The sequence below is a fragment of the Vibrio sp. 661 genome, assembly GCF_033339315.1.
GTDB lineage: Bacteria > Pseudomonadota > Gammaproteobacteria > Enterobacterales > Vibrionaceae > Vibrio > Vibrio alginolyticus.
This window is the reverse complement of the sequence record NZ_JAWOUJ010000027.1, coordinates 1-26,318: the sequence shown is the minus strand read 5'-3', so window position 1 is coordinate 26,318 and position 26,318 is coordinate 1. Positions and strand designations below refer to the sequence as shown.

Genomic DNA, 26,318 nt, shown 5'->3' with positions numbered 1-26,318 from the left:
TCATATCATCAGATGATTAAGCTTTACCCAAAGTTCTTTATCCAATTCGGAGTGTTGTGTGTCTAGCCAGTTTTCTAATAGTAAAAAACAGATGGCGTTATTGACCCTTTTGGTTCTTTTCAGTCCTTTAGCGATTGATATTTATCTACCTGCTTTACCTCTTATTGCTTCCACTTTTCAGGTCGATAATGCGCTAGCACAAGACACGATCACTTGGTTCTTATTTGCTATGGGTGTTGGTCAGCTATTCGCAGGTCCCCTAGCAGATAAACTCGGACGTCGAACTGTTGCATTGGGCGGTATCACCATTTACGCGATGAGCGCTTTATTGGCGTGGAGTGCTCAAAATATTGAGTGGATGTTGGTTTCCCGACTGCTACAAGGCTTAGGTGCGTGTGCGACATCGGTAGCAGCCTTTGCAACAGTTCGCGATATCTTTGGCCCGGAAAAAAGCGGCAAAATGATCAGCTACCTTAACGGTGCGATTTGTTTCATTCCGGCTTTAGCTCCAATTCTAGGTAGCTGGTTAACTCAGCAATTTGACTGGCGTGCTAACTTTAGCTTTATGGCGGGTTTTGCTGTGGTGTCTGGATCATTGATGTTTTTCATGATGAAAGAGACTAACCCGTCAACAGAAAAGCAAGCCGTGTTTAAGCTTAGTCGGTATTGGGCAGTGCTTAGCACACCATCTTTTGTTTTCCATGCGTCATTATGCTTGATGGCGATGGCGGTTATTCTTGCTTACGTTACCTCAGCACCGTCGGTATTGATGACGGGGATGGGGCTGTCGATGAATGAATTCACTTTCTGGTTTGGTGTAAATGCGGTGATAAACATTGCGGCATGTATGCTGGCGCCTAAGTTTATGGAGCGCGTTGGAACTCACAACACCTTGGTCACCGGGATCTCAACTCTGGGTCTCGCAGGTGTGATCATGCTAGTGATGAATGGTCAGAATACCGCGCTTTCTTTCATGCTACCTATCTTCATGTCTTCTGTAGGTTTTGCATTCATTCTGGGTGCAGCGGCAGGGAAAGCGTTAGAACCGTTTGGTGATAAGGCGGGCACGGCAGCTGCACTGCTTGGATTGTTCCAAATGAGTGGCTCTGGTTTGTTGGTGGGTACACTGCAACGCTTATCTCTGGATCCACAAACCTTGATCGCAATTCATATGTGGGTCCTATTACCTGCGTTGGTCGTTCTGTTTACAAAAGCAGGGAAGAACTGGCACTCGAGCTTTGCGAAAGCGTAAATCAGTGTAATTTAGTATTTTCCAATGTAAGTAAGGCGTGTATATTTGTCACTCAGACTTTTCCTGACACCATAACGGAACTCAAAAAGTAATGTCGTTAACCACGTATGAAATGGCTCGTATTCTAGAGCAAATGGAAGATTCACCAGAAAAGGTGATGTTTGGCAAGTTGCTTAATGAGCTGGGTAATCAAAGCTCCGAGCGTATTCGTAGTGCGGCGAAACAAGTACCTCTGCCAATTTTGCGTGATATCGTGTACCAATTTCAGCAAGTGATTGAGTCACGCAAAGATGAACAAGTCGAGCAGATGGCAAAAGACCTCGCTCAGCAAGGTATCTCAGCAGAAGAGCTACTGGCTTACTTGAATAAATAATAAAAAATCCCCGCATGATGCGGGGATTTTTTTAGCTCGTCATTTTCTTTTTCAGGATGTGGTCCAAAGACAGCGGTCCTGGCCCCCATACGATTACGATAAGAATCATCAATCCCCAAAGTTGGTGGTCATAAAAACCTTTCTCCCACAACAGTGGGTAAGAGATCACTGCGATGATGTTGAACACAAACAGCATTGCTGCCATCGGGCGGGTAATCAATCCCAGTGCCAAGAACACCGGTAGAACCAACTCCGCAGCCGTACCTAAATAAGCCGCCAATTCCCATGGCAAGATTGGCACTTGGTATTCCAGCTCAAATAAGTACAGCGTGCTATCCCAAGATGAGATTTTGATTAGTCCTGAATTGAAGAACACCCAGGCTACCCACAAGCGACAAAAGAGAAGTAGTAAAGGGACAAAGCCAGCTTGTAGGGTACTGATTAAATCGTCGTACCGATTCACTAAGTTTTTAACCGTATCCGTCATAGAGTGCTCCTTAGATTGATTGCAATGTAAAGCCGTCAACAATATCGAGTGCCATGATGCGATTGAGATGAGCGAGTAAAACTTCAGGTATTTCGCTCAAACTCTGCTTCTGCTCTAAACATTGCAGCAGTTGGAACACATTGGCATCGAGTGCGTGACACAAGGCTTCTCCATTGGCTTGAATCGAGATGACACCTTGCTGTAATTGGTTGATATTAAGTTGTTCGAATTGCCCAGTTTGAATCGCACTAAATAGATCGAATACTGCGTAATTGGAGTCAAAGCTGCGGCAGCCCTTTTTAAGGTGTAAGACTAAAGCGGGTTGTTGCTCTTCACTCACTTCGCCAAGTAACGCAAGCGGTTTTAATTCCGCTGCATTGGATTGCTCATACTGTGCTTGACGAGCTAGGTCGATATGCCACTCGAAGCGTGCGACTTCAGGGCTGTAAGGTGCTTGTGCGATCACCTGACTAAACTGCATGATGGTGTCTTGAAAGCCTTCGCCATAATGCACCACATTTCCTTCTTTTAATGGGTAAGAAAGAACATGCTGGCGAGCTATCTGTTCAAAGCATTCTTCACCAAGCAGCGCTTCAACCATCGGGTAGGTCGCGGATAACACCTCGCTTAAGCTGACGATAAAGTTATTGCGGTAAATTTGTATGCGTTCATCAGCGGTAAACTCATCACTGGCAATATCGCAGTCTTCACCGAGTGCTTGATAATGTAGGGCTTTAGCAAACTGGTTTTGTAAGGTGGCTAGATTCATGATGCCTTCCTTGGTTCGCTTTGTTCACTTGGAAGTGTGCCTTGCAACAGCAGTTGCGATGCTTTCTGTGCTTCTCCCAGTAAGACTTCTGGCGCGGGAATATCCAAGTCCCATTCAATCAACGCATGACGTGGACCGTGTTTTTTTGTCCACTGTGAAAACAACTGCCAAACTTCATCGCTAACTGGGCGGCTATGGGTATCAATCCATATCTCACCTTTGTCGAGTTGTTTAATGGTAAAACCTGCCAAGTGAATCTCATCCACTTTGTCGGCTGGAATCGCATCTAGGTATGTGTCGCAATCAAAACCGTGGTTGAACGCCGAAACATAAACATTGTTTAAATCGAGCAATAAACGACAGTCAGTGCGCTTTTGCACTTCGGTAAGAAACTCCCATTCGCTGATGGTCGAATGTTGAAACTTCACATAACTAGATGGGTTCTCTATCAAGATCTCGCGTTGCAAATATTCCTGCACTTCATTCACGTTACGAGTGAACACGTTGAGCGCTTCTTCCGTATACGGAAGTGGAAGCAGGTCATTAAAGTAGTGACCGCCGTTTTCACTCCAACTTAAATGGTCAGAAACAAGAATTGGGTCGATTGAGTCAATCAGTGATTTAAGTTGCGCAAGATGCTTTTGACTAACACGTTCCACCGAACCTAGCGACAAACCAATACCGTGGCAGCTAATTTGATATTGCTCGCGAAGCGTTTGTAGCTGATGGCGCTCTGTTGCATTGGGTTGGAAATAGTTTTCACTGTGGATTTCTAACCAAGACAACTCAGGCTGGGATTGGCTAAAGTAATCGAGGTGTGGGGTTCTTAATCCAACTCCAACAAGGTCGTGGAAGGTGTGGTGTTTCACGTGAAACTCCTTTTCAAATCGTGCGGGAAGAGAAGGATGCGTCTTGGCTTTGCGTTGGTTGAGCGTCAACGCATCCTCACAATAGCTAGCGATAAAAGATTATGAAGAAGAAGTGCTACCGCCAGCGAGTTTGTCACAAAGACCTTTTGGTACGACTACGAATGCGTCTTTTTGGTTATCTTCTTTAGAAGTACCAGCGCATGAGCTGCTTTTTGTTGCACAGTCGTTTTTACCTGCTTTAGAAACGCCATAGCACTTTTCTTTTTCAGCAGCGACAGCTGGAGTTGCAGTTAGCATTGTGCCACCAAGAGCTAGAAGACCAGTAACAGCAGCAGTAACAGCTAGATTCGACTTTTTCATAATAAATTCCTCTGAATGATTTCCTTTACTTTAAGTTGGCAAGATGAATCACCTGTTTTGGCGTTTTTGTTATCAACTTGCTTAACTTAAAAGATAGGAAACTGGCTAAAAAACTTTCAGAAAAATTTCCGAAGTAAATGGGTTTGTAGGGTCAAATAGATATAACTAATTGATGTGTCGGGCAAAAAAACATCGATTTTTTTATCAAGTTTTGTCTAAACAGCACCCGGTTGTTTAGGTTATAATCGGTTTTTATGTATAAATAACCAGTAGCTCTCATCATGATGGATCCATCTCTATTACTCGACGGTTTGAACGATAAACAACGTGAAGCCGTTGCAGCACCTCTAGAAAACTTGCTCGTTCTTGCTGGCGCAGGAAGTGGTAAGACACGCGTTCTTGTTCACCGTATCGCTTGGCTGATGTCGGTCGAGCAAGCTTCTCCGTTTTCAATCATGTCGGTAACCTTTACCAATAAGGCGGCGGCAGAGATGCGTGGACGTATCGAAGAGCTAATGATGGGCAGTGCAGGCGGTATGTGGAATGGTACTTTCCACGGAATTTGTCACCGTATTCTGCGTGCACACTATCTTGATGCGAAGCTACCGGAAGATTTCCAAATCATTGACAGTGACGACCAACAGCGTCTACTAAAGCGTTTGATTAAAGCGCAAAACCTCGATGAGAAGCAGTGGCCGGCACGCCAAGTGGCATGGTGGATTAACGGTAAGAAAGACGAAGGTCTGCGCCCGTCGCACATTGATGCGTACCATGATCCAGTAACCAAGACATATCTACAGTTGTACACCGCTTACCAAGAAGCGTGTGATCGTGCTGGTTTAGTCGATTTTGCGGAAATCTTGCTGCGCGCACATGAGCTACTGCGTGATAACAAGTTCGTCCGTGAACACTACCAAGCACGCTTTAAGCATATCTTGGTGGATGAGTTCCAAGATACCAACAACATTCAATATGCTTGGCTACGTATGATGGCGGGTCCTGAGTGTCACGTGATGATCGTAGGTGATGACGACCAGTCGATTTATGGTTGGCGTGGTGCAAAAGTCGAGAACATTGAGAAGTTTACGCTCGAATTCCCAAGCGTGAATACCATTCGTCTTGAGCAAAACTACCGTTCCACTAAGACCATTCTGGAAGCATCTAACACCCTGATTGCGAATAACACCGAGCGTATGGGTAAAGAGTTGTGGACGGATGGCGTGGTCGGTGAGCCTATCTCGGTTTACAGCGCTTACAACGAATTAGATGAAGCCCGTTTTGCGGTGAACAAAATCAAAGAGTGGCAAGACAAGGGCGGTGCTCTGAATGACGCTGCGATGCTTTACCGTAACAACGCCCAGTCGCGTGTTCTGGAAGAAGCGTTAATTCAAGCCGGTCTGCCTTACCGTATCTACGGCGGCATGCGATTCTTCGAACGTCAGGAAATCAAAGATGCCTTGAGCTACATGCGTCTGATTGCCAACCGTAACGATGATGCGGCGTTTGAACGTGTGGTGAATACGCCAACGCGTGGTTTGGGTGATAAGACGCTTGAAACCATCCGTTTTGCGGCTCGTGACCGTGGTTGCACTATGTGGGAAGCGAGTGTGGCAATGTTGGACGAGAAGGTGCTTGCTGGTCGCGCTGCTGGTGCTCTGAGCCGTTTTATCGAGCTTGTCACCGCGCTAGAAGACGACACCTTAGAGATGCCGCTGCATCACCAAACTGACCATGTGATTAAATACTCGGGCTTGTTCGCGATGTACGAGCAAGAGAAGGGCGAAAAGTCTAAGGCACGTATTGAGAACTTGGAGGAATTGGTGACCGCAACTCGCCAATTCGAGAAACCAGAAGAAGCCGAAGACATGTCACTGCTGACGGCATTCCTAACCCACGCAGCACTAGAAGCGGGCGAAGGACAAGCGGACGAATTTGAAGATGCGGTTCAGCTCATGACATTACACAGTGCGAAAGGTCTAGAGTTTCCATTGGTGTTTATGGTCGGTGTGGAAGAAGGCATGTTCCCAAGCCAAATGTCGGCAGAAGAAGCAGGGCGCTTAGAAGAAGAACGCCGTCTGTGTTACGTAGGCATGACCCGTGCGATGCAGAAACTGTACATCACTTATGCTGAAATGCGTCGTTTGTACGGTCAGGATAAATACCATAAACCGTCTCGCTTTATCCGTGAACTGCCAGAAACATGCTTGGATGAAGTACGAATGAAGGCGCAAGTTAGCCGTCCTTCAAGCAGTGGTCGATTTAGCCAAACTGTTGTGAAAGAGAGCTTTAATGAAACCGGCTTTACGCTAGGTTCTCGTGTGATGCATCCAAAGTTTGGTGAAGGCACCATCATCAACTTCGAAGGCAGTGGTCCACAGAGCCGTGTACAGATTGCCTTTAACGGTGAAGGCATCAAATGGTTGGTAACTGCTTACGCACGACTAGAGAAACTGTAAGGCTTGACCAAAACTCATACCAATCGTAGTAAATAACTGGTCATTCTAGCTTGTTAAAATACTCGATAACTGCGTTGCAATTTTTGATTGTAGAATAACTACTTATCGAAAAATTGCGCCTTGTTCTCAAGCATTTTCCCTACGCTATTTCTGATCACTTATTTACTGTGATTGGTATCATCAACTTAAGAGCTGCTTCGGCGGCTCTTTTTGTTTGTGCAGTTTTGGTGTCGCTAACGCAGGAGAAAATGGAATGATAAATGGAGTACAAAAGCGCGACTTAACGATGCCGTTTGAAGTGAAAGGTGGGCGTTGTGGGTGAATGCCTGTTTTCAGCAGATCTACTGAGAAAAACTTTAGGCAAAGAAAAACCCCGAGGGCTTGCGCCCATCGGGGTTATAGTCTTACTCGCAGCAATCCAGCTACTAAAAGTGCTCCATGCATCTAATCCATGATAGTGTGCTGAATCCGTCAGCTTAATCCTTACGTCGCCTTCCTAGCGGTGTCCTTAGTGACCTTATCCTGGTCTGCTAACTATCCTCGTTAGCTCTCATCACTTGTTCCCTGAGCGGTGTCCCTGACATCATCCTGATGTTCAAATCCTTGCCTCGTCCAGAGGTGTCCATTTCCCGTCCTTAGTAGCAACCATCCTAGTCACTATTGATTCCGTTCAATGTCCAATTTTGCAATCCATGCCCGACTATTCATCCTGAATAACCGTTTCTTCTTCCTGAAGTTCACCAAGTCCGTGGTGTTTCCTGTTCCGTGTCAGCATCCTTCCGACAGGTTTAATATTACGTGTTTAACGATTTCCAACAACGGGCTAATCTCACATTTTTTAACTCTCTTAGCGTTCAAAAAAGATACATGAGTATTAAATTCAATGGCTTATGCTCTTTTCTGTACGGTTTTACCATTAAAAAAGAGAGGTTTGCTCAACCCTTTGTGAGAGATCTCGCACAAGGGGTCGAGCGAAAGACTCTTACTGCCCGATAGCGGCACCTTCACGTCTTGGATCCGCAGCGCCTTCAAGACCGTCTTTTGTTATTCGTATCGCATGCAGACCAGAGTTCAAATCCCGAACATCGGTTTTAAAGCCCATCTTCTCCAGAGCAGGCTGTAAGCCCTCTGCGGCGGTACCTTGCTCAATATCTAAGGTGCCAAAACGGTTCAGCAATCGTGGCTGATTAATCGCGCTTTGGATGTCCATATCCCATTGCGTGTGGGCGATAATGGCTTGTGCGACGTAACCAATAATGCGGCTGCCACCCGGTGAGCCAATTGCCATGTAAGGCTTGTCATCCTTCATCATAATGGTTGGTGCCATAGATGAACGTGGGCGTTTGCCCGGTTCTAATCGGTTTGCGATTGGCACACCATCTTGATGCGTGCGGAAAGAGAAATCGGTCAGTTCGTTATTGAGCAAGAAGCCGCGCACCATCAAGCGTGAGCCAAAGGCGTTCTCGATGGTTGTTGTCATTGAAACCACATTGCCTTGCTTATCGACGATATTGAAATGGCTGGTGGAAGGCAACTCGATCGATTGGTCCATGCTTAAGTTCATGGCGTGCGACCAAGGAGGATTACCGGCTTCAGCCTTACTCAAGGCTTTACCGACTTGAATGAGCTCAGCACGTTGTTTGAGATAATCTTTATCAAGCAAGCCTTCGGTTGGCATTGGCACATAATCTTGGTCAGCCATGTATTTACCACGATCCGCGAACGCAAGGCGCGATGCATCGGCGATCACTTGCCATGATTTCGCGCTTTCGGCTCCCCAACCTTTAAGATCGTATTGCTCGGTGATCGCGAGAATCTGTCCAACCGTCAATGCGCCAGAGCTAGGTGGTCCCATGCCGCAGATATCATAGCTTTGGTAAGCCGCACAAACCGGTTCACGTTGCTTGATTTGGAACGCATCAAAGTCAGGTTGTGCCAATACGCCAGGATTGCCCGGTGCATTTTGTACGGTCTTGATGATGTCTGTGGCGATATCGCCTTGATAGAAAGCTTTTGCCCCTTGCTCTGCAATTGCCGTCAGAGTTTGCGCGTATTCAGGGTTCTTCAACAACGTGCCTTCGGCTTTTGGTGAGCCGTCTGGATTGAAGAAGTAAGCCTTAGTCGCAGGGAAGCGTGATAGGCGCTTAGCATCTTTCTCAATCAGACTCGCGAGGCGAGGACTGACTTCGAAACCTTGCTCAGCCAAGGTAATCACGGGTTGGATTATCTTCTTCCATTCCAACTTGCCGTATTTCTGGTGCGTGTCCCACAGCAGTTTCACTGTACCAGGAGTGGCAACGGAACGCCCACCGACAACCGCATCGTAAAATTGCAGTGGTTGTCCTTTGTCATCTAGGAAGAGTTTCGGCGTTGCGGCGAGCGGTGCGGTTTCGCGTCCATCATACGTAGTCAGTTTTTGTTTCTCACTGTCCCAATACACTAAGAAGGCGCCACCACCAATGCCTGATGATTGCGGTTCTACCAAGCCCAGCATCAGCTGCACGGCAACCATAGCATCAATAGCATTACCACCTTGGGCAATAACATCCGCACCAGCTTGGGTTGCAATTGGGTTAGCAGCGGTAACCATATAATCTTTCGCTTTGATCAATTGTTTTTGCTCGAAGCCAGTGCTGTGCTCCGGCGCAACCGCATCTGCTGCTTGGTTAGCAAAGACTGAGGTAGATAAGATTAGTGGGGAAGTAAGAAAAAGACCCGTGGTCACGAGTCGGTTGAACGTCCAATGCATGATGACTCTCCATGTTGCCAGTTTTGTGCTTTGAGCTTGGCAGTTATGGAGAGTCACGTCGAGTCAGCAATCTTAGAAATGTCGATTGTGCTACGCTTTTAAATCAGTACTTTATCCGATAAAAGTATTGATAGTTTGGTATAGAATACTGCCGCCCACTAGAGTAAATACCACGCCGCATAGACCGTCGATGTAGATACCCGCTTGTTGCAATTTACGCTGTAAGCGCTGTGTCGACAGCATCCATGCAAGGCTAGAGAACCAGAATAGCGACAAGCCAAACAGGATGACCAGTGCAATACCTTTGCCAGTAATCGACATACCTGCTGGGACTAAACTCGACATCAAACTGACAAAGAACACCAGGGCTTTTGGGTTAAGAATGTTGGTCGCAAACCCTTTAGCAAACGCTTGACGCTTATTGCTGATCACTAGGTTATTTTGCTTCTTAGGTTGATCCGTCAGTGGGTTTTGGATCATCGAGATCACGGCACGCAATGCGCCAATTCCTAAGTAGAGCAGGTAACTACCACCGAGCAGTTGTACCACGGAATACAGCACTGGGTGCTGGTGGACGACAAAACTCACACCTGTCAGGCTGAACAAAGAGTGCAGCAAAATACCGACGGACAATCCCAACGCAATGTACAAGCCAGTTTGACGACCATGACGCGTCGCATTTTGTACGACCAGCGCAAAGTCCGGACCTGGACTCATTAGGGCAATAAAGTGAATGCTGGCGAGTGTCAGCAATATGGTGGATTCATTCATAACACATCTCAAATTTAACCAATGCGGCTATTGTCGTGGTAAGTCACCTGTGGCGCTTGTAAAAAACTGACAGCTTTCTCGGTAAATGAAATTAACGAGCCACTTGAGAAGGGGAAACGCCGTAGGTCTGTTTAAACGCTTTGCTGAAATGCGCTTGATCATAGAAACCGATTTGATGAGCGACGTCGGTACCACATTGACCAGCTTGCAGTAACTTCATGCCTTGTTCAAGGCGCAGGCGTGCGAACCATGCATAAGGCGTCATGCCAGTTTGCGCTTTAAAGTGACGCTGGAACTGAGTTGGGCTCAGTTGGCACAGCTCTGAAAGTGAATCCAAACGCACCGCTTGGTCAAGGTTAGCCATTAGATAATCTTTTAACGTCCCAAGCGATTGGTTTCCTAGCGGCACCACTTTTTGTCGCTCAAGCGATCCGTAGCGATCAAAAAGTTGGTTAAATCCTTCAAAAGGAAGGCAATCTTTGGTGAGTTGGCTGAGGTTTTCACGACGAAGCAGCCCGTGTAAGTTACTAAGTTGTGAAAATATCTGCGGATCCGAGATGATCAGTTCGTTGAAGTGTATTATTTGACCGTTTTGCTTAAGATCAGCCAGATCGCTCAATAGATGAGGTTCGATCGCAAACACATTTACTTCGTAGCCACTTTCGAGCTTAGATTGCCCGTCGTGCAGCTCATCCGGCGGCATAATCACAATTTGCCCGTGACCAACTTGGTGGCTGTTACCTTGGTATTGGAACTTCTGCGCACCATGCGTGATCAGGCCGAGATGAAAATCCAGATGGTAATGCCTTTGAAAAGCAAATTTCTGGTATTTCGCCTCTATTAGACTCAAGTTGTCATGGTCGGTTGCGTAGTACTGAATATGTTCCATTAAATAAAAAAGCTTGGTCACATTATGACCAAGCTTATCTGGCAATTTCTAACTTGTCTTGTAAAAAACGATCACTGTGGCTGAACGATTCGGCGTGAGCGACGGTTATTACGTAATCCATCAAAGCTAAACACGACTAGTGCTCCCCAAATAAAGACGAAAGTGATCGCTTTATCCATGGTAAAGGGTTCGCCATACATCAATACTGCAAGTAAAAACATTAAGCTTGGGCCTATATATTGGAAAAAGCCCAAAGTCGATAATTTGAGTCTTGTTGCTGCACCCGTAAAGCACAGCAGTGGCAGGGTTGTTATAACCCCAGCTGCGATTAACAAACTATTTAACGTAAGTGGATTCGTAAACATATTTGAGGTTGGTGTATCGGCAATAAAAAGCAAATAAACAGCGGCCACCGGCAGCAGAAGTAATGTCTCGATAAACAAGCCAGTTTTTGCATCGACACTGACTTTCTTTCTTAATAAGCCATAAAAGCCGAAGCTCATTGCTAACGCCATCGCAACAACAGGTACGGAGCCAAATACAATCAGTTGAACGAGTACGCCACAACCTGCCAATACAACCGCGAACCACTGTAATTTACGCAGTCTCTCTCCCAAAAATACCATCCCAAGTAAGACGTTGATCAGTGGGTTAATGTAATAACCTAAGCTGGCGTCGAGCATATGATTCGAGTTTACCGCCCAAATGAAAATCAACCAATTGCCGCCAATTAGCATGGAACTTGCGATCAGGTAAGCGATTTTCGTTTTGTCTTTCGCGATGTGGTAAGCCGAGCGCCAGTGACGGCCAAAATGGAGGAGTGCAGCAAGCAAAAAGAAAGACCATATCACTCGGTGGCTTAGAATTTCCAAAGGAGATACTTGTGCGATGGACTTAAAGTACATCGGCGCAATGCCCCACATGGTATACGCACCAATCGCTAGCAAGATACCTTGCCGCGCGCGTTGTTGTTCGTCTTCTGGTGTCATGAAGTGTCACCTAATTGTGTGTTTTATAGAGCAGAAAATCAGTATACGAGTCGTGATGCGAAACACCTAACAATTTGCGGTTTTATTCACCATGAAACCCCATTACAATGTGCCCTCACTTTGTGTGCCAGTGGTATGCATAAGCACCTCTTTTTTAAGACCCAATCTGAGACTTTTCATGACCTCGACCTTGTTAGCCGAACAATCTGATTCGCCTGTAACGCCTCAACGTGTGTTGGAGGATGTGTTTGGTTACCAAGAGTTCCGTGATGGTCAGCAGTTGGTGATTGATGCTGCGGTAGAAGGTCGCGACAGCTTAGTTATCCTGCCTACTGGTGGCGGTAAGTCGCTGTGTTATCAAATCCCTGCTTTGGTTCGCTCTGGTATTACTTTGGTGATTTCTCCGCTTATCTCGCTGATGAAAGACCAAGTGGACCAGCTTAAAGCCAACGGTGTAGCGGCTGAATGCATTAACTCGACCATGCCTCGTGAAGAGCTGCTCAGCGTGTATAACCGCATGCACACTGGTCATCTTAAGTTGGTGTACGTCTCGCCAGAACGCGTATTGATGCGTGATTTCATTGAGCGCTTGGAAAACTTGCCGCTATCGATGATTGCTGTCGATGAAGCGCATTGTATTTCCCAGTGGGGACACGATTTCCGTCCAGAATATGCCGCGCTTGGTCAACTTAAGCAGCAGTTTTCCCATGTGCCATTTATGGCGCTGACGGCGACGGCGGATGATGCAACGCGCCGAGATATTCTTGAGCGTCTGCAACTGAATAATCCAGAGGTTTACCTAGGCAGCTTCGACCGTCCTAACATTCGCTACAACTTAGTTGAGAAGCACAAGCCGGTTTCGCAAATCGTTCGTTATCTGGAAACCCAAAAGGGTAACTGCGGCATCATCTATTGTGGTAGCCGTAAGAAAGTTGAGATGGTGACCGAGAAGCTGTGCAACAACCACATTCGTGCTGCTGGTTATCACGCAGGTATGGACGCTGATGAGCGCGCTTACGTTCAAGAAGCTTTCCAACGTGATGACATCCAAATTGTAGTGGCGACCGTGGCATTCGGTATGGGCATCAACAAACCAAACGTGCGTTTTGTGGTTCACTTTGATATCCCGCGCAACATCGAGTCTTACTACCAGGAAACGGGTCGTGCAGGGCGTGATGGTTTACCTGCAGAAGCGATGATGTTGTATGACCCAGCGGACATCAGTTGGCTGCGCCGTATGTTGGATGAGAAAGACGATGGTCCACAGAAGCAGGTGGAAACCCACAAACTGAATGCGATGAGTGCCTTTGCTGAGGCGCAGACTTGTCGTCGTCAGGTGCTATTGAATTACTTTGGTGAGTATCGTGAGAAGCCATGTGGCAACTGCGATATTTGCTTAGATCCACCGAAGCACTTTGATGCAACAGAAGAAGCACGTAAGGCGTTGTCTTGTGTGTACCGTGTTAATCAGAGCTTTGGTATGGGCTACGTGGTAGAAGTGTTACGTGGCATGCAAAACATTCGTGTACGTGAAAACGGGCACGATAAGATTTCTACCTACGCGATAGGGCGCGACCACAGCCACGATTACTGGGTGAGTATCTTCCGTCAGTTAATCCACAAAGGGCTGTTGTTTCAAAACATCACGCGTAACTCAACGCTGCAATTAACCGAAGAGGCACGTCCGCTTTTGCGTGGCGATGTGACCCTAGAGTTAGCGGTTCCACGTTTAGACACCGCAGCACGTGCGGCGAAGTCAGATAAATTGACCAGCAAGAACTACGATAAGAAGCTGTTTGCTAAGTTACGTAAGTTGCGTAAGTCGATTGCTGATGAAGATGGTTTGCCACCATACGTGGTCTTCAGTGACGCGACTTTGATTGATATGGCGGAAATTCTGCCAACGTCTTACGGCGAAATGCTGGCAGTCAGCGGTGTTGGTCAACGCAAACTGGAGAAGTACGCCGACCCATTCCTTGATTTGATTCAAGAACACATTACTCACCATGGATAAGGAACCAAGATGCAAAAGGAATTTGGCTTAGCGGACTACATGGCACAAGAAGGGCGCTTAATCATTACCGCGCCGAGCTTTGACCTTGATAGCTTTCCTGCTTTAGGTGAGCGTTTAGTCGGCTTGCTTTCTGCTACTGTGGTTGAAAAACAATGGGATGCGGATATTCACTCTTGGCTGATCGACTTTGAAGGTTGCCGACTGTTTATGAAAGCAGAGCATTACAGCGAAGCGATTTGGTTTGAAGCGTTAGCGATTGAAGAGAGCAGGGAAGAGTTGGATTATCTTGCAGGATTGTTCCAGCGCGGCTTCTAAAAATAGAGTTTTTTTAGAAAGGGTGTTTCACATGAAACACCCTTTTTTATGCTCAAACGTTTGCGTAAGACAGATGACTTGCGGCGAAAAGTGGTTAATGTATAATCGCCCACCGCTTCGCTCGGAATGAGCCAAGCCAGTTTATTTTTCATTTTACATTGTTGGTAAGAGCCACTTTATTCAGTGACTCGATTTGGGTTCCCTCACCCCCAAACCAAACTAAAAAGGTATCGCATGAGTAACTTTACCCCTGCGCAGCAGCGCAACGCCCTTATCTATCTGGTTCTATTTCACCTAGTCATTATTGCATCTAGCAATTACCTAGTTCAGCTACCGTTTACTATATTCGGTTTCCATACCACTTGGGGTGCATTCACTTTCCCATTTATCTTCTTAGCGACTGACTTAACCGTGCGTATTTTCGGTGCTCAGTTGGCGCGTAAGATCATCTTCTTAGTGATGTTGCCTGCTTTGGCAGTGTCTTACTTCTTATCGGTAGTGTTCTTCGAAGGTCAATTCCAAGGTTTTGGTCACCTAGGGGAATTTAACTTGTTCGTTGCTCGTATCGCGATTGCTAGTTTCATGGCGTACCTACTTGGTCAGATCATGGATGTGCATGTGTTCAACCGCCTACGTCAAATGAAACAGTGGTGGGTAGCACCAACGTGTTCAACGCTTTTCGGTAATGCACTTGATACCATCGCTTTCTTCGCCATTGCGTTCTACCAAAGTCCAGATCCATTCATGGCGGAGCATTGGACGGAAATCGCGCTGGTGGATTACGGCTTCAAACTGATTATTAGTCTTGGTTTGTTCGTTCCTATGTATGGCGTACTACTGAATTACCTAATTAAGAAGCTGACTGCGGTGAACCCTGACTTTAAGGTGACGACAAGCGTTCAGTCTTAATATCAGTGGGAACCCCGAAAGCCGCTTGCTCAAATCAAGCGGCTTTTTTGTGCCTGTTTACTTGGGTTTAGAGCGTTTTGTACAGCGTGGGGAGTAATTAGATCATGGGTGTCCAAAAGCTTCCTGAGCTGTACGAAGGTAAAAATGAGCAGTAAAAAAGGTCCCGAGTGAGACCTTTTAATCGAAGATACGGAACGTAGAGGAAGCACGCTGGTGAAATGGCTAACAGAGCATCCTCTCAATCAAAATGGCTTTTTGAGCATCGAAGGCGCCAAGTCGCAGGCCTTTCTCCCAACTGATGCTTTGATTGAACATCGCCAACATCAAACCGACACTGCGTTGATTGGCATCCTGCCAGCAATCAGACTCGCTGTACTCTCCATCATTTATCGCGTTGCCATTAACGAGAATGGGCTCGAAACGCCATTTTTCTCCGACACGGTAGTAGCCTTTGCTGGTTAAGGTCTGGTTGGATTGAATCGTTAGATTGTGCTCGATGCCCGGTTCACCTGTTAGTTCAAATACAAACCTTAGCTGGTGGTCGCCACATTGCAGATCAACGATCAGTTGGCCGTTTTCCTCAACCAGTGTCGATTGATAATAGTCTCCAAAGCAGTGCAGCAACCAAGATATAGGGTGACTGGCAGTTTCAAGAAACCACTCTTTGAGCGTGAAGGTGCCCGGTAGGTTAACTTGGGTGACTAGATTGACCACACAAGGTTGGGTTTGCGAAGTGAGCCACTTCTCTATCGTCTTGGCGGTATTAAGCTGAGCAAAGGCGTAATTAACCAATAGGTTGGCGTTCGGTTGCTGCCAGTGAGTTATGTCAGAATTCAATCCCACCAATGGCTTTTCACAGATAAGCTTGGTTGAACCTAACGTCTTTATGATCTCTGCATGAGTATGCGCAGGTGTCGCGATGGTCACGACATCAAGTAGTTTGAGTGCGCTGATGTTCGTCTCTGCCTTTGGGATTGCTTCTTCACTGCACGCTTGCTGAAGCGGTTCTATTTGGTTGGCGCATAACGTTGTGACCGATACACCATTGTTTCGATAGTGGGGAATGTGCGTGCGTCCCCAGTTGATTCCTATGATGCCGGCTTGCTGGATTTGCTCTGGCTTGGTGAAACGTTCACTCAATGGCGGCAAGGCAATTCGTTCATCTGTTAGACGTTGGTCATGGTGATAGTCATTGCTTGGCAGCACTTGCCATGGTTTGTTGTAATGCTGTTTGAGTGCACAAACGAGTTCGTAGAAATTCCACTTATCTTTTAAGTTGCTATCAAGGTGATATAAACCGGCTTCGTTCCGCTCAATAAGCTGCAAAAAGGCGAGTGCTGTATCGTCCATATGAGAAGTCGCAGGATACCAAGCCGTGCTAGCGGTAATAACGCCGTTCTCTTCATATTGGCGGTCGAGATGCGCCAACATGTTATTGCCTTCTGCTTGGTGATGGAGCTGCCAACCAATTCGAGCAACCATCGCATCTGGATTTGCTTGCCAGATTGCATCTTCACAACGAACTTTGTATTTGCCGTAATCATCTTGGGTGTTTCTTTCTTCAAAGATGCCATAAGGCCCGTTTTTTGTGGCATCAAATACCATTGCTGTGCTGACAAAGAGGTAAGGAATATTATGGCGTTTGCATTGCTCACCAAGCCACGCTGCCCACTCTTCACTTCCCATCGCCATATGGCACACCGCATTGATGTGGTGTTGCTGCCAAAATTGTTCACTTTGCTGTAGATCATCCGGCGGGATTTGGTGGTGATTCCACTCCAATATGTTCCAGCCGCGTAGGTGAAACTGATGAGCGACTTTTGGGGCGAGGGTGCCAGTTAAGCCAGTCATTAAAACGGTTTTCATGATGGTGCATCTTGGTTGGCTAAATTGTGTTTATCAATAAAGCATGGCTGTTTTTCGATGTAGAGCGGAGAAGCTGAGATTTTTGCTGGGCAGCACGTTTTGTAGGGGAAGTAGATGCAAAAAAGCCCAAGCGAACGCCTGGGCTTAATACGTTATGACAGAAGTGGTCGATTATATTGCTACGACGCTTAACGGCCAGCCGATGTCTGTCTGACGGTTGGATTCAATTTCCAACTCAGCCGCAGTCAGTGGGTTTTTCTCTAGCCATTGCGCATCAATGTGTAACGTTAGATTGTCGCCTTCAACTGTTAGAGTCACATTTGGCTCTAGATCAGGATTGCGACGATGGCTGAGCAGAACCGCAAGACGCAACAGTCTCAATACTCGTTTGGCACTTGAGCCTGATAATGCATGCTGCTCAGGTAAAGAAGTGAGCTGTTCGCGATAGCGACGAGCCACTTCACCAATAAAGAACTTCTGTGCGCGCGTGTAACCAGGCAGATCCAAATTCTGTAGCAAGTAAGCACTATGCTCTCCGCCTTTTTTGAAATCGATAGTTAAGCCAATTTCATGCAGTTTTGCGGCGGTCTCGAGTAATATCTTGCCCTGAGGCTCTGTAATCCACTCATCGCCCCCAGCTTGCTGTAAAAGCGTGTGTGCCAGAGTAGCGACTTGTTCGCCGTATTGGTGATCGAGCTGATAACGATTTTGTACGCTAGCGATAGTGCGGGCACGAATGTCTTCTTGACGAAGCTCTTCAACCATCTCATACACTAAGCCTTCGCGTAGTGCGCCGCCAGCCAGTGTCATAGCATCGATTTCAAGCAATTCAAAAACGGCAATCAAAATAGAGAGGCCACTAGGGAACACTAATGCACGCTCAAGTGTTAAGCCTTCAATATCGAGCTCTTCCAAGTGATCAGCAAGCATTGCCTGCTTTTGCAAACGCTTAAGTTTGGAGTGAGTGATTACTTCGTCCATGCCTTGCGCCAGCATTATCTCTTGCAATGCCTGAACAGTGCCTGATGCACCAACACACACATCCCAACCAATTTCTGTATAACGTTCTAAAATCGGCTGGATGGTCTGTTTCGCCCCTTCAATTGCCGCGTCAAAGTTACGAGCATTCAATTGACGATCTTTAAAGAAGTTTTCAAGCCAAGTCACGCAGCCCATTTTTAAGCTGGTCAGTGCTTTGGCTTCGAAACCTTCACCGATAATTAGTTCGGTACTTGCTCCACCGATATCGACTACAAGGCGACGACCACTACCGCCAGAGGTGTGAGCGACACCTTTATAGATAGTGGCAGCTTCTTCTTCACCAGTAATCACTTCGATAGGCTGGCCTAGAATTTGGTTAGCCTTTTCTAAAAACACATCTACATTGGTCGCGGTACGTAATGTTGCAGTACCGACGATGCGAATGTTTTGTTTAGGAATGTCCTGCAAGCGTTCCGCAAATAGACTTAAGCAGTCCCATCCTCGCTGCATAGCTTCCATACTAAGAGAATTATGTTCATCTAAGCCCGCTGCTAGACGAACTTTGCGCTTAATTTTAGCCATTGTTTGAACGCTGCCATCGATGTGACGCACAACGAGCATGTGAAAACTGTTCGACCCGAGGTCGATGGCGGCATATAGCGGTGATGATCCTGCTTGACTCATAAAACGAACTCAGTTTCCTATTACGATTGTTTTGGTGCCGATTGACGCGGTTGGCGTGGACGACGTCCCTGCGGCTTACGGTTACCAGAACCAGAGCGGGTACCGCCAGTATTCGTGCGGCGCTGTTGGTTGCGTGGTGCACGCATACGAATCGGAGCCGGTAGATCTTGAATCAGTGCCGACGAATCGTACTCTGAAACTGGGATTGTATGCTCAATGTATTCTTCGATTGCTGGTAGGTTAACCGCGTACTCTTCACAAGCAAAACTGATCGAATGACCGCTCGCACCAGCGCGACCAGTACGGCCAATACGGTGAACATAATCTTCACAGTCGTCAGGAAGGTCGTAGTTGAAAACGTGCGTTACCTGAGGAATATGCAGGCCACGCGCTGCAACGTCAGTTGCAACTAAGATGTCGACATCACCTTTGGTGAATTGCTCAAGAATCTTCTCACGCTTCTTCTGCGGTACATCGCCAGTAAGAAGGCCTACACGGTGTCCATCGGCAGCCAAATGACCCCAAACCGATTCACACTTATGCTTGGTATTAGCAAAAATGATAGCGCGATCTGGCCACTCTTCTTCAATTAGTGTTTGAAGCAGCGCCATTTTGTCTTCATTCGAAGGATAGAAAAGCTCTTCCTGGATACGGTGGCCAGTTTTTTGTTCTGGTTCGACAACGACATGCTCAGGAGTATTCATGTGTTCGAATGCCAGTTCTTGAACGCGGTAAGACAGCGTTGCTGAGAACAGCATGTTCAAACGCTCTTTTGGCTCAGGCATACGACGGAACAAGAAGCGAATGTCTTTAATAAAGCCAAGATCGAACATGCGGTCGGCTTCGTCCAGAACAACAGCTTGAATGTTGTTGAGGTTAAATACGCGCTGTTTGTAGAAATCGATGATACGGCCTGTTGTTCCGATCAGAATATCTACGCCGTCTTGCAGTTTCGCAAGTTGCTTGTCGTAGCTTTCACCACCGTAAGCTAGAGCGGTTTTTAGACCTGTGCTTTCAGTTAATGATTCTGCATCATTGTAAATCTGAATAGCGAGCTCACGTGTTGGCGCCATAATAATTGCGCGTGGCTGTGTAGGCTTACGACCTTCATGTTCCGGAGTCGTCAGAAGGTGGTTGAACGTAGCAGTAAGAAACGCGAGCGTTTTACCAGTACCCGTTTGGGCCTGGCCTGCGATGTCTTGGCCGGTGAGCAGGACCGGCAACGCCAAGGCTTGGATAGGGGTACAAAATTCGAACCCTTTTTTGTCCAATCCTTCAATAACTTGGGGCTTTAAGCCCAAATCGGCGAACTTTTGCTCTGTGATATGCGTCTTTTTCATGGCTATAGAATATCAGCTAAAGCTTGCAATACGAAAGTAAATACATTCCAATAGGGCATCTAATTACTGGTTATCATCCAACCAGTTTCGAAAAACACATTGGAGTGGAAGATGAGTGATAAGATTTTGCAGCTAACTGATGACGGTTTTGAAAACGATGTAATCAACGCTGCAGGCCCGGTTCTAGTGGATTTTTGGGCAGAATGGTGTGGTCCTTGTAAAATGATCGCTCCTATTTTGGACGAAATCGCAGACGAGTACGAAGGCAAACTCACTATCGGTAAACTAAACATCGACCATAACGCAGGTACACCACCTAAGTTTGGTATTCGCGGCATTCCAACGCTATTACTATTTAAAGATGGTAACGTAGCGGCAACGAAAGTAGGTGCTCTGTCTAAAACTCAACTAAAAGAGTTCCTAGACGCAAACTTATAATCACCAAGTGATTACAGATAAAACCGTGCAAAGTTACAATGCACGGTTTTGTTTTTCTAACTCTGGACTAGAATACTAATTAGTGCTAACTTATCGCGCGTTAATTGAACAAATTTCTCTTCTTGGTCGATCCTGAGACCAAATCCATCTTAACTAGAAAACAGATCTTATTTTGACTAAACAAGAATCCACCACCATGAACCTTACCGAACTGAAGAACAGACCTGTGTCTGACCTTGTAAAACTGGGCGAAAGCTTAGGATTAGAGAACCTAGCTCGCTTAAGAAAACAAGACATCATCTTCGCGATTTTAAAAGCGCACGCTAAAGGCGGCGAAGACATCTTTGGAGATGGGGTTCTGGAAATTCTGCAAGACGGCTTTGGTTTCCTACGCAGTGCAGATAGTTCATACCTTGCGGGTCCGGACGATATCTACGTATCACCAAGTCAGATTCGTCGCTTTAACCTACGTACTGGTGACTCTATCGCTGGCAAAATTCGTCCACCAAAAGACGGTGAACGTTACTTTGCCCTTCTAAAAGTCAATACCGTTAACGACGATAAACCAGACAACGCCCGTAACAAGATCCTATTTGAAAACCTTACCCCTCTACATGCGAATGAGCGCATGGTTATGGAGCGTGGTAACGGTTCAACAGAAGACATTACAGCACGTGTTTTAGACTTGGCATCGCCAATCGGTAAAGGTCAACGTGGTCTGATTGTTGCTCCGCCTAAAGCGGGTAAAACAATGCTTCTGCAAAACATCGCGCAAAGCATCGCGTACAACCACCCTGAGTGTGAGTTGATGGTTCTTCTTATCGACGAACGTCCAGAAGAAGTAACCGAGATGCAACGCCTAGTTAAAGGTGAAGTGGTTGCGTCGACTTTCGATGAGCCAGCATCTCGTCACGTACAAGTAGCGGAAATGGTAATCGAGAAAGCAAAACGTCTTGTTGAACATAAGAAAGACGTGGTTATCTTGCTTGACTCTATCACTCGTCTAGCACGTGCTTACAACACCGTAGTGCCTTCATCAGGTAAAGTACTAACAGGTGGTGTGGATGCAAACGCATTACATCGTCCTAAGCGTTTCTTCGGTGCTGCACGTAACGTAGAAGAAGGCGGCAGCCTAACTATCATCGCAACGGCACTAGTAGATACTGGTTCTAAAATGGATGAAGTTATCTACGAAGAGTTCAAGGGTACAGGTAACATGGAACTGCACTTGAACCGTAAGATTGCTGAGAAGCGTGTATTCCCTGCGATTGACTTCAACCGCTCAGGTACACGTCGTGAAGAGCTACTGACGAAGACTGACGAACTACAGAAGATGTGGATTCTGCGTAAGATCGTTCACCCAATGGGTGAAATCGACGCAATGGAATTCCTAATCGATAAGCTAGCGATGACGAAGACCAACGATGAGTTCTTCGATGCGATGCGTCGTCAATAGTCTCAAATAAGTGATTCTGCGAAAAGCCACTGTATATCGGTGGCTTTTTTATTGCTTTCTCCCGATAGAAGTATCAGAATGAAGGAAATGTTATCGGGAGGTTAACATGCAACAAGGAATGTTGTCGTCATTACTCCTGAGCTTGTCACTTATCACTCTACCTGCGACATTATCTGCCAAGGAAATGCATGAGTCTGTAGTAGAGCAGTGGCTTCAGGATACTCAAATACAGGCTAAAGTCTCTGAACTGCTTGATTACGCTGTCAGAGATGAAGTCGACTCGCTTAAATTTGCCCTTGATCGACTTGCTTTGCCTCAACAAGAGGTGGTGCGCTTTCAATTGTTGGAAAAGCTTGAAAAGCAAGATGTGATTCTCACGCCTCGAATGGCTCTGTTTGTTGAGTCCCAGATCCGTATGACCCCGACTTATCAAGTGTTAGAGCGAGGTGATGGGTATGAATTTAGTGTACCCGCTTTTAACTTTCCCGTTATTGCGAGTCGCTTGATTAAGCGTTGGAAACAAGACCAAAGTACCTTGGACTTTGTCTTACAAGCTGAACGAAGAGAGCTTAACTTAAAGCAATGGCTTACAGGGCCATCTCAACAAGCTCAAGCACGTGAAGCGCTTTTGATTCGAGAGTTAGACAGCTTATCACCCAATGCGCTTGCTGCATTAACGGCCCAGTTAACCAAAGCAAATGTGACCAGTTGGTTACCCTCGACGGCCGTGATAGTCAGGTTGGCACAAGTTAGTCAGGATGAGGAAGTGTACAACTTACTCTGGCGGATGAAAGCCGATTACAACAGCCAGTCCGAACTTGAGCGTTTAGCTGCGGTTGGAGACGTTTTTTCCATTCAGCAATTGATGAATGCCACAGTTAACCCATCACTCAAGCCAGAAGCTATTAGTCTACTTACAAAATCTAACCCTCTATCTCCGCAAGTAAAGCAGTTTCTAGTTAGAAAAATGGCGTTATCAGAAGAAGCAACCATGGTTGCTCGAGAGCTTGCTCAACAAGGGCATCAAACCTGGTTGGAAGAGTTAGTATCTTCGAACCATCAGATAAAGACTCGGCAGATTGAACAAGTATTAAAGTAATCTTGCTCACATACCCACACAAAATAGGAGGATCTTAGAGTCCTCCTATTTGTTATACTGCGGACAGTTTAATCAGCCAGCATGAAGGCCTATGAGTTTTAAGGATTTACGCGAATTTATCGACCACCTAGAACAGAAAGGTCGACTTAAACGCATCACTCACCCTGTCGATCCCGCTTATGAAATGACAGAAATCAGCGACCGCACCTTGCGTGCTGGTGGACCTGCGCTGTTGTTTGAGAACCCAATCGGCTACGACGTACCTGTTTTGACTAACCTGTTTGGTACACCAGAGCGTGTCGCAATCGGTATGGGACGTGAAGATGTTAAGGAATTAAGAGAAGTCGGTAAGCTGCTGGCTTATTTAAAAGAACCTGAGCCACCAAAAGGCTTCAAAGACGCTTTAGAAAAACTGCCTGTGTTCAAACAAGTATTGAACATGCCGGCTAAGCGTTTACGTAAAGCACCATGCCAAGACATTGTTTGGCAAGGTGATGAAGTCGACTTGGATAAAATTCCGGTAATGAGCTGCTGGGCAGAAGATGTAGCGCCGCTGCTTACTTGGGGCTTAACCGTAACCAAAGGTCCAAGTAAGAAACGTCAGAACCTAGGCATTTACCGTCAGCAGAAAATTGCCAAGAACAAAATCATCATGCGTTGGTTAGCCCATCGTGGTGGTGCGCTTGATCTGCGCGATTGGATGGAAACCAACCCAGGTAAACCTTTCCCAGTTTCGGTCGCGTTTGGTGCAGACCCAGCAACCATTCTTGGTGCAGTAACACCAGTGCCAGATACGCTATCGGAATACGCATTTGCAGGTTTGCTACGTGGAAGCAAAACGGAAGTCGTGAAGTCAGTCAGCAACGATTTGGAAGTGCCAGCGAGCGCGGAAATCGTGATGGAAGGCTATATCGACCCGAACGAGTTTGCTGATGAAGGTCCTTACGGTGACCACACTGGCTACTATAACGAAAAAGAAAAGCACCACGTATTTACTATTACGCACATTACTATGCATAAAGACCCTATTTATCACAGCACCTACACAGGTCGTCCGCCAGATGAACCAGCTGTATTGGGTGTGGCATTAAACGAAGTGTTTGTGCCTATTCTGCAAAAGCAATTCCCAGAGATTGAAGACTTCTATCTACCGCCAGAAGGTTGTTCGTACCGAATGGCCGTCGTCACCATGAAGAAGCAGTACCCAGGACATGCCAAGCGCGTAATGATGGGCGTGTGGTCTTTCTTACGTCAATTCATGTATACCAAGTTTGTTATTGTGTGCGATGAATCGGTAAACGCACGAGATTGGAATGATGTCGTTAAAGCCATGTCAGAGCATATGGACCCTGTACATGATACTTTGATGATAGATAACACGCCAATCGACTCGCTCGACTTTGCTTCACCTGTGGTTGGGCTTGGCTCCAAAATGGGCTTAGATGCGACCATTAAATGGGATGCCGAGCTGGCGACGCGAACCGAGGTCACTGAGCGAGACAGCAAAGCGATTACCGAAGCAGAACTGAATGAGTTGAAACAGCAACGCCCTGAGATTGTTGACGTCTATCTTCCAGTTACAGCAAACAACCAATTTGCTGTCGTGACTATGAAGAAAGACCAAGCCGGTCAATCTCAAGCATTGATGGAATACTTGTGGGACTTCTTTGCTCAGTACACGGATAACAAATTCATTATTTTGTGCGACGATGACGTCAACGCACGAGATTGGAATGACATCATTTGGGCGGTGACAACTCGAATGGACCCAGATAGAGACACGATTCAAGTGCTTGGTAAGACTGAGAGTTCATCCAAATTAGGACTGGATGCGACCAACAAGTTCGAATCTGAAGTCACGCGCGAGTGGGGCACGCCTATCAAAAAAGATCCTAAACTTGTGGCTAAAGTCGATGAGATTTGGGACCAGTTAGGTATTCTATGAGTCATCAAGTCCACCTTCTACCAATGGACGTTACGTTCCAAGTAAAAGAAGGGGAGACGGTGTTGGAAGCTGCGCTCAACAACAATATTCGCTTCCCGCACCGTTGCCAAGTTGGCGCTTGCGCCATGTGCATGTGTAAAAAGCTAACGGGCGAGGTGAGCTATCACCTCGAACCGATGCTAACCGAAAAAGAGCAACAGCAAGGCTGGATATTCCCTTGCCAAGCCTATACAGAAAGTAATTTAGTGCTTACTTTTGACGAGTAAGCGAGAGGAACACCATGACCATCCAATGTAAAGTAAAGTCTATTCAGCCGTTAGCTTGTAATACTTACCAAATCCTTCTTCATCCAGAATCACCAGTGCCTTTTAAAGCGGGTCAGTACCTAATGGTGGTGATGGGTGAAAAAGACAAACGTCCTTTCTCTATCGCAAGCAGCCCTTGTCGTCATGAAGGTGAACTTGAACTGCACATCGGTGCGGCGGAACACAACGCTTATGCACAAGAAGTTGTCGAAGCAATGCAAGCGGCGCTTGAAACTGATGGTCAGATTGAAATTGATGCGCCACATGGCGATGCTTGGGTTCAAGAAGAAAGCGAACGCCCATTATTATTAATTGCTGGTGGTACAGGCTTCAGTTACGTTCGCTCGATTCTGGATCACTGCGTAGCGCAGAATAAAACCAATCCTATCTATTTATATTGGGGGGCGCGCGATAACTGCCAGCTTTATGCTAAAGACGAACTGGTCGAGATTGCCGACAAGTTTGCCAATGTTCACTTTGTGCCAGTAGTAGAAGAAGCTCCTGCAGACTGGCAAGGTAAAGTTGGTAACGTGCTACAAGCTGTAGCTGAAGATTTCGAAAGCTTAGAAAACTACGATATCTATATTGCAGGTCGTTTTGAAATGGCTGGCGCAGCACGTGAACAGTTCACTCAGAACAAGAAAGCGAAGAGCGAACGTATGTTCGCAGACGCGTACGCATTCATTTAAATACGGCTTTTAAGGCAGAAAAAGAGGGTTTTTTACCCTCTTTTTTGCTTTTTTGATGAAATAGTCATCGAACAGTCATTTTTTTCCATTTTTTTTCAAAAAAGGGTTGCGAACGGATCTGAGTTCCCTATAATGCGCATCCACCGACACGGCAGACGCGATAAGGCTTCAGCAGGGTCGGAGAGGTGAAAGCTTCTACGAAAAATAAAATTGAAAAAGTGTTTGACACTGTCAATTAAATCGCTAGAATGCACCTCCGCTTTGAGAGAAAAACTTCTCGCAAAGCAAGCTCTTTAACAATATAGACCTATCA

At 46.4% G+C, this 26,318-nt stretch carries 23 protein-coding genes; 12 read left to right on the top strand and 11 right to left on the bottom strand.

What is annotated here, in order from left to right; all coding sequences use genetic code 11:
• The first annotated feature begins 58 nt into the window (after positions 1-58).
• Together R7P69_RS23525 and R7P69_RS23520 are read left to right on the top strand one after the other, a co-directional pair.
• Complete coding sequence (locus R7P69_RS23525) at positions 59-1,252, top strand: multidrug effflux MFS transporter (protein WP_005382927.1); 1,194 nt, start codon at positions 59-61, stop codon at positions 1,250-1,252.
• 91 nt (positions 1,253-1,343) lie between these two features.
• Positions 1,344-1,625: a hypothetical protein gene (locus tag R7P69_RS23520; protein ID WP_005378786.1), complete on the top strand. Its 282-nt coding sequence runs from the start codon at positions 1,344-1,346 to the stop codon at positions 1,623-1,625.
• A gap of 31 nt (positions 1,626-1,656) precedes the next feature.
• On the opposite strand, the gene R7P69_RS23515 is transcribed toward R7P69_RS23520, so the two are convergent.
• From R7P69_RS23515 to R7P69_RS23500, 4 genes are all read right to left on the bottom strand, one after another.
• A complete protein-coding gene (locus R7P69_RS23515; protein ID WP_005378784.1) occupies positions 1,657-2,112 on the bottom strand; it encodes a DoxX family protein in 456 nt (151 codons plus the stop codon).
• Between the two features lie 10 nt (positions 2,113-2,122).
• On the bottom strand, positions 2,123-2,881 hold the full coding sequence (locus R7P69_RS23510; protein WP_238952158.1) for a DNA-binding domain-containing protein: 759 nt from the start codon (positions 2,879-2,881) through the stop codon (positions 2,123-2,125).
• A complete protein-coding gene (locus R7P69_RS23505) occupies positions 2,878-3,750 on the bottom strand; it encodes a DUF692 domain-containing protein (protein ID WP_064368859.1) in 873 nt (290 codons plus the stop codon). Before R7P69_RS23505 ends, R7P69_RS23510 begins: the two co-directional genes overlap by 4 nt.
• A gap of 99 nt (positions 3,751-3,849) precedes the next feature.
• Positions 3,850-4,110, bottom strand: coding sequence for a DUF2282 domain-containing protein (locus R7P69_RS23500; protein ID WP_238952157.1), 261 nt, complete (start codon positions 4,108-4,110; stop codon positions 3,850-3,852).
• 281 nt (positions 4,111-4,391) lie between these two features.
• Between R7P69_RS23500 and uvrD the strand changes: the two genes are divergently transcribed.
• Positions 4,392-6,566 carry a DNA helicase II gene (gene uvrD, locus R7P69_RS23495; RefSeq protein ID WP_005378778.1) on the top strand — a complete coding sequence of 725 codons (2,175 nt, stop codon included), beginning with the start codon at positions 4,392-4,394 and terminating at the stop codon, positions 6,564-6,566.
• Positions 6,567-7,548: 982 nt separating this feature from the next.
• Here uvrD and ggt read toward each other — a convergent pair.
• The 4 genes from ggt to rarD form a co-directional block, all read right to left on the bottom strand.
• Complete coding sequence (ggt, locus tag R7P69_RS23490; RefSeq protein WP_064354413.1) at positions 7,549-9,315, bottom strand: gamma-glutamyltransferase; 1,767 nt, start codon at positions 9,313-9,315, stop codon at positions 7,549-7,551.
• 111 nt (positions 9,316-9,426) lie between these two features.
• Positions 9,427-10,086 (bottom strand): LysE family translocator, encoded by a 660-nt coding sequence (locus R7P69_RS23485; protein ID WP_005378776.1) that lies wholly within the window; start codon positions 10,084-10,086, stop codon positions 9,427-9,429.
• Positions 10,087-10,177: 91 nt separating this feature from the next.
• On the bottom strand, positions 10,178-10,975 hold the full coding sequence (locus R7P69_RS23480; RefSeq protein ID WP_005382915.1) for an AraC family transcriptional regulator: 798 nt from the start codon (positions 10,973-10,975) through the stop codon (positions 10,178-10,180).
• 71 nt (positions 10,976-11,046) lie between these two features.
• A complete protein-coding gene (gene rarD / locus R7P69_RS23475; protein WP_047102542.1) occupies positions 11,047-11,964 on the bottom strand; it encodes an EamA family transporter RarD in 918 nt (305 codons plus the stop codon).
• A gap of 178 nt (positions 11,965-12,142) precedes the next feature.
• Between rarD and recQ the strand changes: the two genes are divergently transcribed.
• The 3 genes from recQ (at position 12,143) to R7P69_RS23460 (ending at position 15,202) form a co-directional block, all read left to right on the top strand.
• On the top strand, positions 12,143-13,978 hold the full coding sequence (gene recQ / locus R7P69_RS23470; protein WP_005451195.1) for an ATP-dependent DNA helicase RecQ: 1,836 nt from the start codon (positions 12,143-12,145) through the stop codon (positions 13,976-13,978).
• Positions 13,979-13,987: 9 nt separating this feature from the next.
• Positions 13,988-14,293: a DUF3630 family protein gene (locus tag R7P69_RS23465; RefSeq protein WP_005378772.1), complete on the top strand. Its 306-nt coding sequence runs from the start codon at positions 13,988-13,990 to the stop codon at positions 14,291-14,293.
• Positions 14,294-14,527: 234 nt separating this feature from the next.
• Positions 14,528-15,202 (top strand): 7-cyano-7-deazaguanine/7-aminomethyl-7-deazaguanine transporter, encoded by a 675-nt coding sequence (locus R7P69_RS23460; RefSeq protein WP_005378770.1) that lies wholly within the window; start codon positions 14,528-14,530, stop codon positions 15,200-15,202.
• Between the two features lie 222 nt (positions 15,203-15,424).
• Here the strand turns inward: R7P69_RS23460 and R7P69_RS23455 are convergent, their stop codons facing one another.
• From R7P69_RS23455 to rhlB, 3 genes are all read right to left on the bottom strand, one after another.
• Positions 15,425-17,068 carry a sugar nucleotide-binding protein gene (locus tag R7P69_RS23455; protein ID WP_238952156.1) on the bottom strand — a complete coding sequence of 548 codons (1,644 nt, stop codon included), beginning with the start codon at positions 17,066-17,068 and terminating at the stop codon, positions 15,425-15,427.
• A gap of 171 nt (positions 17,069-17,239) precedes the next feature.
• Positions 17,240-18,733 (bottom strand): guanosine-5'-triphosphate,3'-diphosphate diphosphatase, encoded by a 1,494-nt coding sequence (gene gppA, locus R7P69_RS23450; RefSeq protein WP_053350783.1) that lies wholly within the window; start codon positions 18,731-18,733, stop codon positions 17,240-17,242.
• 20 nt (positions 18,734-18,753) lie between these two features.
• Complete coding sequence (rhlB, locus tag R7P69_RS23445; RefSeq protein WP_005378764.1) at positions 18,754-20,073, bottom strand: ATP-dependent RNA helicase RhlB; 1,320 nt, start codon at positions 20,071-20,073, stop codon at positions 18,754-18,756.
• 111 nt (positions 20,074-20,184) lie between these two features.
• On the opposite strand from rhlB, the gene trxA reads away from it, so the two are divergent.
• The 6 genes from trxA (at position 20,185) to fre (ending at position 26,005) form a co-directional block, all read left to right on the top strand.
• A complete protein-coding gene (trxA, locus tag R7P69_RS23440; RefSeq protein ID WP_004745500.1) occupies positions 20,185-20,511 on the top strand; it encodes a thioredoxin TrxA in 327 nt (108 codons plus the stop codon).
• A gap of 196 nt (positions 20,512-20,707) precedes the next feature.
• Positions 20,708-21,967, top strand: a complete 1,260-nt coding sequence (gene rho, locus R7P69_RS23435; RefSeq protein WP_005378757.1) for a transcription termination factor Rho — start codon at positions 20,708-20,710, stop codon at positions 21,965-21,967.
• A gap of 106 nt (positions 21,968-22,073) precedes the next feature.
• Complete coding sequence (locus R7P69_RS23430) at positions 22,074-23,066, top strand: hypothetical protein (RefSeq protein ID WP_017821790.1); 993 nt, start codon at positions 22,074-22,076, stop codon at positions 23,064-23,066.
• Positions 23,067-23,157: 91 nt separating this feature from the next.
• Positions 23,158-25,011, top strand: a complete 1,854-nt coding sequence (gene ubiD / locus R7P69_RS23425) for a 4-hydroxy-3-polyprenylbenzoate decarboxylase (RefSeq protein WP_054575529.1) — start codon at positions 23,158-23,160, stop codon at positions 25,009-25,011.
• A complete protein-coding gene (locus R7P69_RS23420; protein WP_009696789.1) occupies positions 25,008-25,277 on the top strand; it encodes a 2Fe-2S iron-sulfur cluster-binding protein in 270 nt (89 codons plus the stop codon). The genes ubiD and R7P69_RS23420 overlap by 4 nt, the downstream gene beginning before the upstream one ends.
• A 14-nt stretch (positions 25,278-25,291) precedes the next feature.
• Complete coding sequence (gene fre / locus R7P69_RS23415; protein WP_005382872.1) at positions 25,292-26,005, top strand: NAD(P)H-flavin reductase; 714 nt, start codon at positions 25,292-25,294, stop codon at positions 26,003-26,005.
• The last annotated feature ends 313 nt before the right edge of the window (positions 26,006-26,318 follow it).